The sequence below is a fragment of the Mesorhizobium sp. B2-6-2 genome (genome assembly GCF_006440615.1).
In the GTDB taxonomy this organism is placed as follows: domain Bacteria; phylum Pseudomonadota; class Alphaproteobacteria; order Rhizobiales; family Rhizobiaceae; genus Mesorhizobium.
On the sequence record NZ_VFUG01000002.1, the window covers coordinates 457,430 to 470,366 of the forward strand.

A 12,937-nucleotide genomic window follows, 5' to 3' on the forward strand; every position below is an offset into this window, starting at 1 on the left:
GCCATTTCACGGACGCCGTTCTGGTATTTTCAGAAAGTCGCCGCGCATGTGAATAAGCGCGGATGGCTCGGGGGCTGGATTGAAGGCGCGCGTTGCACGAACCTTGGTCGTCCTGACCCTCGCTGTCGGCGCGGCGCTGCTGCCGTGGCCCGCCTTAGCGCAAGTTCCGCCGCATGCGCCAGGCACGATCTGCTTCACCCAATTCTTCTGGTGCTGGGCGCAACCGCCCGGGCCAGCCGGCTATCCCTGCGGATGCCCGTCGCAGTATGGCTTCGTGCAGGGTTATCTGGGCTAGTCGTCGGGGGGCGCGATGACGACATTCCACGATCCTCTTGTCTCCGGGTTGCTTGCCGACGCCAAGCTGGTTGCCGGCTACGGCCGCTACGGCGTGTTCAAGGATGGTGCGCTCTTCGCCGCGATCGGCGATGCGGAAAAACTCAGTGACGCGAGCGCAAGCCAGCCGGAGGTCGTCAAACTTCAAACCGTGCTCAACGACTGCTCCAGCACCGTGCCGTTTTCAACCCTGGCTGCGCTGCGCACCGGCTGGTCGCCGGGCGACATGTCGCGCCGGACCGCGCTCGCGACCTATTTCCTCATCGCCCTGTCGGTGACGATGATGATCGTCATCGGCAAGCTGACCTACGTCTATAACCGGGGCGTCTCGATCAACGCGGAACTGCAGGAGATCGACAACAACGATTTCAGCGCTCGGTTCGGGCAGTCGATCAGGCAGGTCTGGGCGACCAAGAAGCAATTGAGCTCGGCCGCCGCCCAGCAGGCGTCGGCGACCGATCTGACGCTTCTGAAGGATGCCTATTACAATTCCGTCGACAGCCTGCATTCGCTCGACCAGCGTTTTTCCTCGTTGCTGGTGCGGGCGCAGGGGTTCATGACGCAAGAGGCGCCATTTCCACTCTGGGGCATGCAATGGGCCTATTGCAAGTTTTCGGCTTCCTCGGCCAAAGCGGGCGCGCCGCTTGATTTTTCGAACCCCAGGCAGATGGCGATTGACCAGTTCTGCGGCCAGCAGATCGTGCTGGCGCAACAGCAGAGCGGGACCGAGAACAGCCAGCCGCTCAAGCAGTCGGATTTTGATTGCAGGAACAACGGCAACACTCAAGGCGGCATGCAAGTCGTCAGTTCTACCGGCATGGTCGAAGACGTGAACGCGGATTTCGACGAGGCGACACGCGATCTGCAATGCGAAGGCGTCATCACCATCACGCCGAATTCGATTTCGACGCTGACACTGCAGGCCAGGACGCTCAGCGAGGTTCTCAGCCCCTATGCGCTGTGGATCCTGCCCGCGCTTTACGGTGCGCTTGGCGGCATCATGTTCCACATGCGCATGATCCTGAACCCGCTCTTACCCAATCCGCCGCTGTCGCGGCTCATTCATCGCATCGCGCTGGGCGGGCTTGCCGGCATGATCCTCGCCTGGTTCATGGCGCCGGGAACCAAGCTCGGCGGCGAGGTGACCGGCATAGGCTTCAGCCTGTTCACCTTCGCTTTCCTGTTCGGCTTCAGCCTCGATATCTTCTTCGCCATCCTCGACCAGTTCGTCTCGATGTCGGTCGCCGGCATCAAGAAGTTCGGCTCGCCCACGGTGGCGTGAAAGCCGGCGAAGAAAAAAGGGCGCCGCGGTGAGGCGGCGCCCTTGGTTTTTCAGCTCGAACGCTGTCTAGAACAGGCCCTCGATCTGGCCAATCTCGTTCAAGAAGATCTTTTCCGAAGACGGCGCCTTGGGCAGGCCGGGCATGGTCATGACCTCGCCGCAGATGATGACGACGAAGCCAGCGCCGGCCGAGAGCCTGACCTCGCGCACCGGCACGGTGTGGCCGGTCGGCGCGCCGCGCAGGTTCGGGTCGGTCGAGAACGAATACTGGGTCTTGGCCATGCAGACCGGCAGATTGCCGTAGCCGGCCTGCTCCCAGGCATGCAGCTGGTCGCGGATCGACTTGTCGGCGATCGCCTCGTCGCCGCGGTAGATGCGCTTGACGATGGTGTTGACCTTCTCGAACAGCGGCATCTCGTCCGGATAGAGCGGCGAGAACTGCGAGGCGCCGGATTCTGCGATCTCGACCACCTTCCTGGCGAGGTCCTCGATGCCGGCCGAGCCCTGCGCCCAGTGCTTGCACAGGATGGCCTCGGCGCCTTGCGCCTTGACGAAGTCCTTCATCGCCTGGATCTCGGTGTCGGTGTCGGTGGTGAAGTGGTTGATCGCCACCACTGCCGGCACGCCGAACTGCTTCACATTCTCGATGTGGCGGCCGAGGTTCAGGCAGCCTTTCTTGACCGCCTCGATGTTTTCCTTGCCGAGGTCTTCCTTCTTGACGCCGCCATTCATCTTCATGGCGCGCACGGTGGCGACGATGACCGCCGCCGAGGGCTTCAGCCCGGCCTTGCGACACTTGATGTCGAAGAACTTTTCCGCGCCGAGGTCAGCGCCGAAGCCGGCTTCGGTGACGACATAGTCGGCAAGCTTCAGCGCCGTCGTGGTGGCGACGACCGAGTTGCAGCCATGCGCGATGTTGGCGAACGGCCCGCCATGCACGAAGGCCGGGTTGTTCTCCAGCGTCTGCACCAAATTGGGCTGCATGGCGTCCTTGAGCAGCACCGCCATGGCGCCGTCGGCCTTGAGGTCGCGGGCATAGACCGGCGACTTGTCGCGGCGGTAGGCGACGATGATGTCGCCGAGGCGCTTCTCGAGGTCCTTGAGGTCGGTGGAGAGGCACAGGATCGCCATGACTTCTGAAGCCACGGTGATGTCGAAGCCGGCTTCGCGCGGATAACCATTGGCGACGCCGCCGAGCGAGCAGATGATCTCGCGCAGCGCCCGATCGTTCATGTCCATGACGCGGCGCCAGGCGACGCGGCGGGTGTCGATGCCGAGCTCGTTGCCCCAATAGATGTGGTTGTCGATCAGCGCCGACAGCAAATTATGCGCGGTGGTGATGGCATGGAAGTCGCCGGTGAAGTGGAGGTTCATGTCCTCCATCGGCACCACCTGGGCGAAGCCACCGCCGGCGGCGCCGCCCTTGACGCCGAAGTTCGGGCCGAGCGAGGCCTCACGGATGCAGACGATCGCCTTCTTGCCGATGCGATTGAGGCCATCGCCAAGGCCGACCGTGGTGGTGGTCTTGCCTTCGCCGGCCGGCGTCGGGTTGATGGCGGTAACCAGAATAAGCTTGCCGTCTTTCCTGTCTTTCACCGACTTGATGAATTCGGCCGAGACCTTCGCCTTGTCGTGGCCATAGGGTAACAGATGCTCGTTCGGGATGCCGATCTTGGCGCCGATCTCCTGGATCGGTTTCTTCTTGGCGGCGCGCGCGATCTCGATGTCGGACTTCACTTCGGCCATGACGGCTTTCCTCTGGATTGGGCGGTGGAAGGGACGGTTTTGATCATTTGTGCATGTTCGAAATGCCGCGCGGGCGCAAGGGCAAGTTCTAACCCTGTCGCGGCCGCGGCGTCAACTTCCATGCAACTAAGTTTCCTGCAAAGAAAAACTGCTGTTCCCGGTCCGACCCTGTTCGGGTCTTCGGCCCCGGTCGCTTGCGGCGTATAGAAGCCAGAGCCAGGACCGTTCCGCCGTCTCAAAACAGCCGCTGAATACGCGAAAAGCGACAGAGGCGACGGCGCAAATCCACCATCGCCGCGTCGCCGCGAAAGGCGCTATTGCGTCAGCACGTTGCTGATCTCGACCATGTTGGAGCGCACGCGCAGGATGTAGAAGCCCATCGTCGTCAGATGCGTTGGCAGGAGCCAGCCATCCTCGCGGCCGTTGGCGATGATGAAGGGCTGGATGCGCAGCGCCGAGACGAATTGCGAATCCATCGTGTCCCAAAGGCTTTGCAGGTGCTTTTCCTTGATCACGTTCTCGAAGTCGGCCTGGGCGCCCTTCATCAGGCCGTAATAGGCGTAGAGCTGGCCATAGGCGAACCAGAAGCGGTCGTCGGCGCGGGTATCGAACCAGCCATTATTGTGGTTCTCCGCGCGCTCCTTGAGGATGGCCGAGGTGGATCCGATGTCCGAGGAGATGCGGTCGATATATTGCTTCAGATTGTCGGCACGGGCGTCGAAGGTCGCCTGGCAGGTGGCCAGCCGGGCGTTGAAATTCCGCAGCTTGCGCACCGCGTCGCGATAATAGCTCGGCGTCGGCGTCTTGGGGCCGAACGGGTTGAGGCCGAAATACCAGGTGTATTCATCGAACTGCAGATTGCCGCGCGCATCCTGCAGGTCGGCGTCGATCTGCGATGTCGTGCGCACGCGGCCGAGATTGTCGGCAAGCTCGGTCGCGGTGCGCCGCACCGCCTGGTTGATGCCGCGCTGGAAGGAGGCCTTGTTGTCCATCCAGGGCGTGTTGTCCCAATCGATGCCGAACAGGCCGAGCTTGTAGAGGATCATCGAGGAGATCCAGGCATTCTGGTTGACGTTGAAGTCCGTCAAATCGGCGGCAACCTGGGCGATCGCCGAGTTGCCGCATGTCTTGGCCGTATCGGTGCCGCTGCCGGCCGAAACCTGCTCGCCCGCCGACACGTTCCGCTTCTCGAACGTGTAGGTGTCGGGATAGTTCGGGTCGAAATTGTTCCACCACTGCGTGGCGTAGAAGAAATTGGCGTAGAGGCCGATCAATACCAGAACGGCAAGGCCGACCACCGCCTTGAGGATCCAGCCGCGCTGGCCGTACCAGCGGCCGACCCACATGAACGGCCACAGGATGAGGCCGATGACGAAGCCGATGCCGCGGCCGATCCATTTAAAAATCTGGGTGAAGAAGTTCACGATCGGATCAAGCATGGCTGTGGCACCCCTTAGCATGATGCCAAAAAGTTGCAGACTTTTTGGATAACATCATGCGCCAACACAATAAATTAGAACGAAATGACGGTTCATTTCGTTCTAGTCGGTCAGGCCGTAAAGGCGCGCGCGGAACGCCGCCTTGTCCTTCAAATATGTGGTTTTCAGAACGTCCACAACATGGCTTCGCCAGGCGCCGCTGAAGCCGTCATAGTCCTTGTAGAAGCCGGGCTTGTTGAAGACGTAGCGCGAAACGAAGTCCTGCGGCACGAAATCCGAGATCAGCTGGTTGGTCAGCCAGGCATCGGGATGATCGGGCTTGGCGCGCACGACCAGGAAGCGCTGACGCGGCGGCACATCCTCGATCTTGAGGTGGCCGAGCTGGGCGATCTCGCGCTTGGCGGCGTTGAGGAACGGGAAATTGCCGTCGCTGGCGATCAGGTCGGCATGGCCAAGGATCCAGGTCTGCAGCCAGACCTTGTCGACATCGGTCAGATTGCGGTTGGGCTCAGCATCGCGGATCAGCGCCCGTACGACCATTTCGGCGCGGTGCTCGAGATAACCGGAAGCCTCGATCCAGGAGGCGCGCGGCAGGTCGAGGCGGCCGGTGGCGGCCAGGAAGCCGAACACCTTGTCGGCGTCGTTGATCGACAGATAGCTCACCTGCCAGGGGTGCGAGCGGCGAAAGCCGGGAGCGGCCGGATCGCTGATCACCGTCGTCATATCGGGGTCGACGAAGACGTAGAGCCCGCCGAAATGGCTGGTCCAGTAGGCGTTGTGGCGGAAGATCACCTGGTCCGGCACCAGCGCGTTCTCGCGGATGTCGCCGCAGACCTTGGCAAGGTCGACCATGCGCTCAAGCATGGCGTCGTCGCGCCAGGCGTCGGGCTCCTGCCTCAGCCGGTCGACGAGCTTGCCGAGCTCGGCCGCCTTGCCGAGCACATCCTCGGCCGACAACACCTTGAACTCGACCTGGTTGATCGACAGCAGGTCCTCGATGTCGTTGACCTTCGGGACCGAGTCCTCGATCTCGCCGTAGATGACGTCCTTGATGGTCAGCGCGTCGATGGCGCGCTGGTTCTTCGACATGAACTCGAACATCAGCTGCGAGGTGTTGGAGAAGGCGGTGTGGACCACCGGCAGGTCGATCTGCGACGGCGTCAGGATGATGAAGCGGCGGTTGACCTCGTTGGGGTCGAGATAGTCGTAGTCGCCGCATTCCTCGGCGATTTCGGGCGAGAAGCCGGTGCGGTCGATCTGGAAGCTCTCAAGCTTGGTGGGCTCGAGGCCGAACGCGGCAAGCGCCTTGTTGTAGCGCTGGATGAGATGCGGCTCGTCGATGGCGAGCAAGCGGCCGTAGATCAGCTCGTTGTCGCGCAGGAGGTCGGGCTTTTTAATTGCGGTCATCTTCCCTTCTCCCCGTTCACGGGAAGAAGGTGCCCGAAGGGCGGATGAGGGGCGCGAGCTCTCCTTCTCCCCTTGCGGGAGAAGGTGGCCGCGAAGCGGCCGGATGAGGGGTGCTCCAGGGAATGCCAGCGTCTCACTCCGCTGGAACACCCCTCATCCGTCTCGGCGCTATCGCGCCGATCCACCTTCTCCCACAAGGGGAGAAGGGGAAGGCGCGCTTTACGCATTCCACAGCCCCTTCTTCTTCAACTCCTCCATCTCGCGCGCTGCGCGCTCGCGCAGCCTGGCGTCGCGCAGGAGCTTCTCCACCGCCGCGTCGTCGGATTTGTCGGAATAGCGGAATTCGGAATCGGCGTAGCGGTTGATCTCCTGCATGACCATGTCCATCGAGAACGGTCCGCGCAGTTCCTCGATCATTGCCTTTTTGTCGTCGTAGCTCTTGTGCATGAAGGCTTCCGGCTTCTCGAACCAGTCGTCCGGCAGCTCGATGTCCATGGCGCGCATTTTTATCGCGTCGGTGACGTTCTTGATGGCGCGACCGGTGAAGCGCGGCTCGGCGTCCTTAATCATGTGCAGATAGGTGCCGACATCGGCCATGGTCTTCGGCGCGCCGTTTTCCTTCATGTATCGCTCATAGACCTTCATCAGCCCGTCTTCCCGCGGCTTCTCATGCTCTTCATAGGCCTCGGCCACGGCGCGCTGGATTTCCTGCGCGGCATAGAGCTCGTGCTTGCCCAGCGGGATCTCGTGGTTCTTGCCGGCAAGCAGCACAAAGATGTCGATATAGTCGTCGCGGGTCTGCGGGCCGTCGACCAGCCATCGCGCGCCGGCGCGCTGGCGCAGCGCATCGTCGACATTTTCCGGATAGTTGGAGAACATCCCGAAGGAGCAATTGCCGCGCACCACCGTCGAGGCGCCGGCGAAGGCGTCCATCAGGACGCCGGTGATCTCCTGCTGACCGGCGGAAGCACGGTCGTCGGAACGGCGCGCGGCCACCTGGTCGATGTCGTCGATGGTGCCGAAGCCGATGACGCGCGGATTGAGCACGTTGTTGATGAACTGGCGGCAGTTCTGGCCCGACTTGCCCTGGTAGGACGAGATCTGGTCGACGCCGAAATTCTCATAGGCGAAGGGATAGCCGGCGACCTGGCAGTAGCCATTGACGAGGCCGGCGATCATCTGGATCAGCGTCGTCTTGCCGGTGCCTGGCGCGCCGTCGCCGATGAAGGTGAAAAGAAAGCCGCCGAGCTCGACGAAGGGGTTCATCTCGCGCTCGAAGTCGTAGGCCATCAGCATCTTGGCCAGCCTGACCGACTGGAATTTGGCGATGTGGTTGCCAACGACCTCTTCCGGTTTCTTGAAGGTCATCACCAGCGGCTTGGTGCGTTTGCCGGGCGCGACATCGAAGCCATCGAGGGTGAAATCGTCGACGTCGATACGGATATGCGCATTTTCGAACGGGCCAATGCCATCGAAGCGACCTTTGCGCGCAAGCAACCCGTCGATGGCGGAGCGGGCGAAGGCGCGAGCGCGCGTCGTCAGGTCGGCGTCGTCCTTCGAGCCGGCGATTGCCTTGTCGAGACCGGCGACGATCGACTTGACCGCGTCCTGCGGTGTGTCGAACAGGAAGTCGGGCTCGGGGATGTCGTTCGGCGCCTCGCCATCGCTGTCGATCAGCTGGAAGAGATACGAAGCGAAACTGAAGGCGGAAACGTAAGCCGACGCCGACAGAAGCTTCTTGAAGGCGGCTGCTTCGTCGCCTTCCAGCGGCGCACGCGCATTCCTCGCCTGCAGGCTTTCGAGGTCGGAGCCTTCGGCGAAGACGTCGGATATGGCGAGCGCGATCGCCAGGCCGCGGCGGGCGCGGTAGAGCAGCGTGTGTTGCGGGATCGTCATCAACTGGTCGTCGGGATGGATGGCCGCCACTGTTTTCGTGAGCTCGACCTCGCGCGTGCGCCGCACCGAGCCGACTGATACGGTCGAGACGAAGCGGCGGTTGGTGCCGGCGAGCGCCGTGCCGGATTCGCGCGAAGGGTCCTCCAGCACGATGATGCGGGTGATGAAGCTCCGCGCGGTCGCGCGGTGCTTCTCGATTGCGGCTTCCGAGATCGTGGTCAGGCCGGTGTCCATGAAGGATGCTCCGCGGTTTGACGGTCATACATCGCTGATGACCTGTCCGTTGGACAGGATGTGGACCTTGTAACCGGAAAAGATCTTCTGCGCCTCGCCCGCGGCATAGAGCGCCTGGTAGGCCTCGTGCGGGATCAGCGCGTGGTTCTCGTAGCTCGACACGCCCTGGCGCGCCGCTTCGAGATCGTCGGTGTTGATGAAGAACTCCTGCGTCGTCTTCTCGCTGGAGAACAGCCCCTTGCGGCCGGGCTTCTCGCTCTTGGAGAAGACCTCCTGGATCGTCCAGGTGAGCAGCCAGGCGTTCTGCGGCTTGCGCACCTTGGCCAGCACCTCGGCCACCGTCGAATTGTTTTCGGTGATGCCGGCCGAGTAGAAGGGTCCCAGCACCACACGCCTCAGCTGCTTGGGATGCAGCGGCTCGAAATCCTTGTCGAGATTGATGGCGATCGTCGCCGGAGAGAGCGTATAGGCCGAGTTCTTCTCGGTGAAATCGTCGAAGCGGTGCGCAAGCTCCGGGTTGAGCAAGCCGTCGATGGGGAGCGGGATATCGACCCGCTCGTTGAGCTTGCCGTTCACGTCGACCAGCTGGCGCACCATGCTTTCGGAGGAGTCCTCCACCGTCACCATGTAGACCAGCGGCAGGTTGGCGCTGCCGTCGAACGCGGCCCAGTGGACGAGATAATAGGGCCGCATGGTTTTCGGGTTGACCGAAACCTTTGCCGTCTGTGCCAGGGTGAACGGGCCGAAGGTCGCCTCGCTCTTGACGTCCTCAAGATAGAGCCGCTCTGCCATCGACTTCTGCAGCGCCTCTGGGAATTCCTTGTGGCGAAGGATGAAGTCGGCCATCTCCTCGCGCAGTTCGCCGGCCTGCGGGATGTTGGCCAGCCGCGCATCGGCCTGCTGGCGGTCGTTTTCCAGCTCGAGCAGGTTCTGGAAGACGGGGTAGCCGCTTTCGGCGCGCGAGATGCGGAAGGTGTCCATGAAGCCGAGCCGGTTGCGCCAGCAGGCAAAGGACTTGTCCAGCCGCGCGATATACTGCGCGACGATCCTGGCGACGATGCCGTGCCGGTAAAGCGGCGAGCGGTCGTCGCGCATGAACACTTCCAGCCCGTTCAGCGCCGCCGTGATGGCGGAGAAATAGCGTGCCGCGGCGTCGTTCTCAGGTGTCATGTGGCTGCCGTGGAAATGAAATCAGCGGTGCCGCCTATTGCTGCACATAGTTGGCGGCGTTGTGCTTCTTCATCACATCATCGAAGCGGCGGGCGAAAGCATCGTCGGCAAGCTTCTTGCGGCGCTGGATGTCGGCTGAAGCCACCATGTTCTTCTCATGCATCTCGAGCAGGTCGCCGATATGCTTCTGCGAGGCGGCGCCGATGCCGGCCATCGTCTCCTCGGCCGTGTTGTCGACCTGGCTGCCCAGCGTGTTGATCTTGTGGGCGACGTCCTGCTGGGCGGCGGTCTTGAGCGAATCTTCCAGCGCCTTGTAGAGGACGATGCGCTGCTCGGTGTCGATGGTCAGCTTGTTGATCAGCGTCGACTGCGCGGCAATCTGGTTGTTGAGTGAATCGACGAAGGTCTGGAACATCGAGGTGTAGCGCTCCAGCGTCTGGCTTTCGGCCAGCAGCTCCTGCTCCTTGGCCTGCTTTTCATTGTATTCGGTCGCCATTTTGGAGCGTTCGCCCTCAAGCTCGGTGCGCTCCTTCTGGGTCGTGGAGGCGGCGATCTTGTTTTCGATGTCGAGCAGCATCGGGTTCAATTCCTCGATGCGCTTCTGCACCGCTTCAAGATTGGTCATCGTCACCTTGCGGCGCTCGATGACCTGCGAAAGGCTGGCCTCGGAAGTCTTGTAGCGCTGGTCGAGGACCTGCTTCTGCGCCTTCAGGATGCCGACGATGGTGTCCGACTTCGCCAAAAGCTCCTGCAGATTGCCGGCAAGCGACATGTTGCGGACGCGGTCGGTGCGCATGCGCTGCTTGCGCTGGGCCGAAAAGACACCGACGAAGTTTTCCCAACCGGTGTAGTTTTTCATGCTTTCGAATTCGGCGCCGAAGACATTGGTTGCGTCCTCAAGCCCGATGATCAGGTCGGCAATATTGCCTTCCATGATTTTCTGCTGCTTGAGCACGTCCTCGATGCGGGCGTTCTCGATGTCGAAATTGGCATCGCCGATCTTCTTATCGGCTTGAGCAAGCGTGTCGAGCACCGTGCTGGACTGCTCGATCTTGCTGCGCATGTCCTGCACGACCTGTTTGGTCTTGGCAATTTCGGCATCGAAATTCTGCAATGTCGCCATTGGGGCCTCCCGCTTCGGCATCCGTTTCCGTGTCGTGGCGGCGAATATATGTGGGGCTTCAAGGGATTGAAAGAAGGAAGACAAGGAGGAGCGTCAAAACAAAAGAATTGGTTAGGTCCTTGAAAGGCAAGGCAAGCATGCGCATGGCGCGTAGTAATGCAGACCATCATCGAACAGCTTTAGCTGACATGCCTTAAGGTCTTGTTTTGCGAACGGCCATGAAACAGCGCCGGCAAATATCTTGCGGCGGCGATGCCGGTTTCGGCGGCGCCGGTCAAGGCTTGAAGCGGTTTTCGGACGACATCCGGCTCTAGAGCGGTTCAGCGTTTCACGGAATCGCCGAACCGCTCTAAGTCTTTGTTTTTACACAATTCAGGACGGAAAACCGCTACGCACTTTGCCTGGAATTGCTCTATGCAGGCTTTCGGCTCAGCTGCTGACAAAGCCGATGAAGTCGTCGGGCGCGGCCCGACCCATCTCCTCTTCCCAATGTCTGCGGCAGAGCGAGACATAGACGTCCTTGCCGATCGCCACCTGCTCGCCCTGCTTCGCCACCTTGCCGTCGGGCCCCAGGCGCACCACCATCGTCGCCTTGCGGCCGCAACGGCAGATGGTGCGCACCTCGCGCAGGTCGTCGGCGATGGCGAGCAGAGCGCGCGAGCCGGAGAACAGATTACCCTGGAAGTCGGTGCGCAGGCCGTAGCACATGACCGGAATGCCCAGACGGTCGGCGATGCGGGCGAGCTGCCAGACCTGCTCTTCCTCGAGGAACTGCGCCTCGTCGACAAAGATGCAATGCACCGGGCCATGCCGGTGGTGCTCCGCGACCCTGGCATAGAGGTCGTCGCCATCGCGGAAAATCTCTGCCTCGGATTCGAGACCGATGCGCGATGAGATCAGCCCGGTGTCGCCCTTGCGATAGTGGCCGGCGACGAACAGCATCGTTGACATGCCGCGTTCGCGATAATTGTAAGACGCCTGCAAAAGCATTGTCGTCTTGCCGGCGTTCATCGTCGCGTAGTGGAAGTAAAGCTTGGCCATGTCGCTCTTTTAGGTGTGTCGGGATTCAGGCGAGGCCGGCCCGACCTGAATCTCGACACACCCTAAGCCGACTTGCCGCGGCTCGGGGAGAGGGCACCGGCTCCGTCCACCAAAAACTCGATGTCGTTCAAAAAGCTGTCATGTCGCTTAATGGCCAGCGCGCGCCGTTCGTCGCGACGTTGAACCGCTTGAAACGACATCAAAATGGTGTTTGGCTGACGAAACAAGGCGGGCGCAAGAACCGTGACTTCGCTTTGCCTCGAAAATCCAATGGGAGATAAGTTCATGTCGCGTATTAAATCTTTCGTCGCAGGCCTCGGCCTTGCGGCGCTTCTGTCGACGACCGCCGCCTATGCCGGCGATCCGGCGAGCTGCAAGGCCGTGCGGCTGTCGGATGTCGGCTGGACCGACATTCAGGCCACCACGGGCCTGGCTTCGGTGCTGCTGACTGCGCTCGGATACGAGCCGCAGGTGATCCAGCTCTCCGTGCCGGTGACCTATGCGTCGTTGAAGAACAAGGACCTCGACGTCTTCCTCGGCAACTGGATGCCGTCGATGACCAACGACATCAAGGACTATACCGCCGACGGCTCGGTCGAGACCGTCAGCCAGAACCTCGCCGGCGCCGGCTACGGCATCGTCGTGCCGACCTATGTCGCGGATGCCGGCGTCAAGACGCTGACCGATCTCGGTAAGTTCAAGGACAAGTTCAACGGCAAGATCTACGGCATCGAGGCCGGCAATGACGGCAACCGCATCATCCTCGACATGATCAAGAACCCGAAGGACAACCTCGAGGGCTTCGAGCTGGTCGAATCCTCGGAAGCCGGCATGCTGACGCAGGCCGAGCAGTCGATGAAGAACAATGAATGGATCGCCTTCCTCGGCTGGACGCCGCATCCGGTGATGGGCGCCATGAAGATCACCTATCTCGACGGCATGGGCGACAGCGGCTTCGGCGCCGCCACCGTCTCGACCAATGTCCGCAAGGGCTACATGACCGAGTGCCCGAATGCCGGCAAGTTCATCGCCAACCTGAAGTTCAATCTCGACATGGAAGGCGAGATGATGGACGCCATCCTCAAGGGCGGCGACCCGCAGACGGTCGCCACCGACTGGCTGAAGAAGCATCCGGATGCGGTGACGCCGTGGCTTGCCGGCGTGACGACCTTTGATGGCGGCGATGCGGCGGCGGCGGTCAAGACCGCGCTCGGGAGCTGAGCCGGCTTTGAGTTCGGGATGATCCGAAAGAGGGCAGCCGGTTGA

The 12,937-nt window shown here is 61.6% G+C and carries 10 protein-coding genes; 2 read left to right on the forward strand and 8 right to left on the reverse strand.

Annotation, left to right across the window (positions count from 1 at the left end; all coding sequences use genetic code 11):
• The first annotated feature begins 310 nt into the window (after window positions 1-310).
• A complete protein-coding gene (locus FJ419_RS07575; protein ID WP_140689108.1) occupies window positions 311-1,615 on the forward strand; it encodes a hypothetical protein in 1,305 nt (434 codons plus the stop codon).
• A gap of 66 nt (window positions 1,616-1,681) precedes the next feature.
• On the opposite strand, the gene FJ419_RS07580 is transcribed toward FJ419_RS07575, so the two are convergent.
• From FJ419_RS07580 to FJ419_RS07615, 8 genes are all read right to left on the reverse strand, one after another.
• Window positions 1,682-3,361: a formate--tetrahydrofolate ligase gene (locus tag FJ419_RS07580; protein ID WP_140689116.1), complete on the reverse strand. Its 1,680-nt coding sequence runs from the start codon at window positions 3,359-3,361 to the stop codon at window positions 1,682-1,684.
• A 314-nt stretch (window positions 3,362-3,675) separates the two neighbouring features.
• Window positions 3,676-4,800, reverse strand: coding sequence for a DUF2333 family protein (locus FJ419_RS07585; protein ID WP_140689125.1), 1,125 nt, complete (start codon window positions 4,798-4,800; stop codon window positions 3,676-3,678).
• A gap of 102 nt (window positions 4,801-4,902) precedes the next feature.
• Entirely contained in the window at window positions 4,903-6,207 is a 1,305-nt protein-coding gene (locus FJ419_RS07590) for a DUF6638 family protein (RefSeq protein ID WP_140689133.1), read from the reverse strand.
• Between the two features lie 219 nt (window positions 6,208-6,426).
• Window positions 6,427-8,337: an ATP-binding protein gene (locus FJ419_RS07595; RefSeq protein ID WP_140689141.1), complete on the reverse strand. Its 1,911-nt coding sequence runs from the start codon at window positions 8,335-8,337 to the stop codon at window positions 6,427-6,429.
• 24 nt (window positions 8,338-8,361) lie between these two features.
• Window positions 8,362-9,507: a hypothetical protein gene (locus FJ419_RS07600; RefSeq protein WP_140689149.1), complete on the reverse strand. Its 1,146-nt coding sequence runs from the start codon at window positions 9,505-9,507 to the stop codon at window positions 8,362-8,364.
• Window positions 9,508-9,541: 34 nt separating this feature from the next.
• Window positions 9,542-10,630 (reverse strand): hypothetical protein, encoded by a 1,089-nt coding sequence (locus FJ419_RS07605; RefSeq protein ID WP_140689153.1) that lies wholly within the window; start codon window positions 10,628-10,630, stop codon window positions 9,542-9,544.
• A 429-nt stretch (window positions 10,631-11,059) separates the two neighbouring features.
• Window positions 11,060-11,671, reverse strand: coding sequence for a thymidine kinase (locus FJ419_RS07610; RefSeq protein WP_140689156.1), 612 nt, complete (start codon window positions 11,669-11,671; stop codon window positions 11,060-11,062).
• A 62-nt stretch (window positions 11,672-11,733) separates the two neighbouring features.
• Window positions 11,734-11,958 (reverse strand): hypothetical protein, encoded by a 225-nt coding sequence (locus FJ419_RS07615; protein WP_140689158.1) that lies wholly within the window; start codon window positions 11,956-11,958, stop codon window positions 11,734-11,736.
• Between FJ419_RS07615 and FJ419_RS07620 the strand changes: the two genes are divergently transcribed.
• A complete protein-coding gene (locus tag FJ419_RS07620; protein ID WP_140546563.1) occupies window positions 11,957-12,892 on the forward strand; it encodes a choline ABC transporter substrate-binding protein in 936 nt (311 codons plus the stop codon). The two genes, FJ419_RS07615 and FJ419_RS07620, sit on opposite strands and share 2 nt — an antisense overlap.
• Window positions 12,893-12,937: the final 45 nt, after the last annotated feature.

Excerpts from the sequence above, each read along its gene's own strand:
- FJ419_RS07620 (WP_140546563.1), top strand. The coding sequence starts at position 11,957 with ATGTCGCGTATTAAATCTTTCGTCGCAGGCCTCGGCCTTGCGGCGCTT.
- FJ419_RS07610 (WP_140689156.1), bottom strand. The coding sequence starts at position 11,671 with ATGGCCAAGCTTTACTTCCACTACGCGACGATGAACGCCGGCAAGACG.
- FJ419_RS07590 (WP_140689133.1), bottom strand. The coding sequence starts at position 6,207 with ATGACCGCAATTAAAAAGCCCGACCTCCTGCGCGACAACGAGCTGATC.
- FJ419_RS07595 (WP_140689141.1), bottom strand. The coding sequence starts at position 8,337 with ATGGACACCGGCCTGACCACGATCTCGGAAGCCGCAATCGAGAAGCAC.
- FJ419_RS07600 (WP_140689149.1), bottom strand. The coding sequence starts at position 9,507 with ATGACACCTGAGAACGACGCCGCGGCACGCTATTTCTCCGCCATCACG.
- FJ419_RS07575 (WP_140689108.1), top strand. The coding sequence starts at position 311 with ATGACGACATTCCACGATCCTCTTGTCTCCGGGTTGCTTGCCGACGCC.
- FJ419_RS07585 (WP_140689125.1), bottom strand. The coding sequence starts at position 4,800 with ATGCTTGATCCGATCGTGAACTTCTTCACCCAGATTTTTAAATGGATC.
- FJ419_RS07580 (WP_140689116.1), bottom strand. The coding sequence starts at position 3,361 with ATGGCCGAAGTGAAGTCCGACATCGAGATCGCGCGCGCCGCCAAGAAG.
- FJ419_RS07615 (WP_140689158.1), bottom strand. The coding sequence starts at position 11,958 with ATGAACTTATCTCCCATTGGATTTTCGAGGCAAAGCGAAGTCACGGTT.
- FJ419_RS07605 (WP_140689153.1), bottom strand. The coding sequence starts at position 10,630 with ATGGCGACATTGCAGAATTTCGATGCCGAAATTGCCAAGACCAAACAG.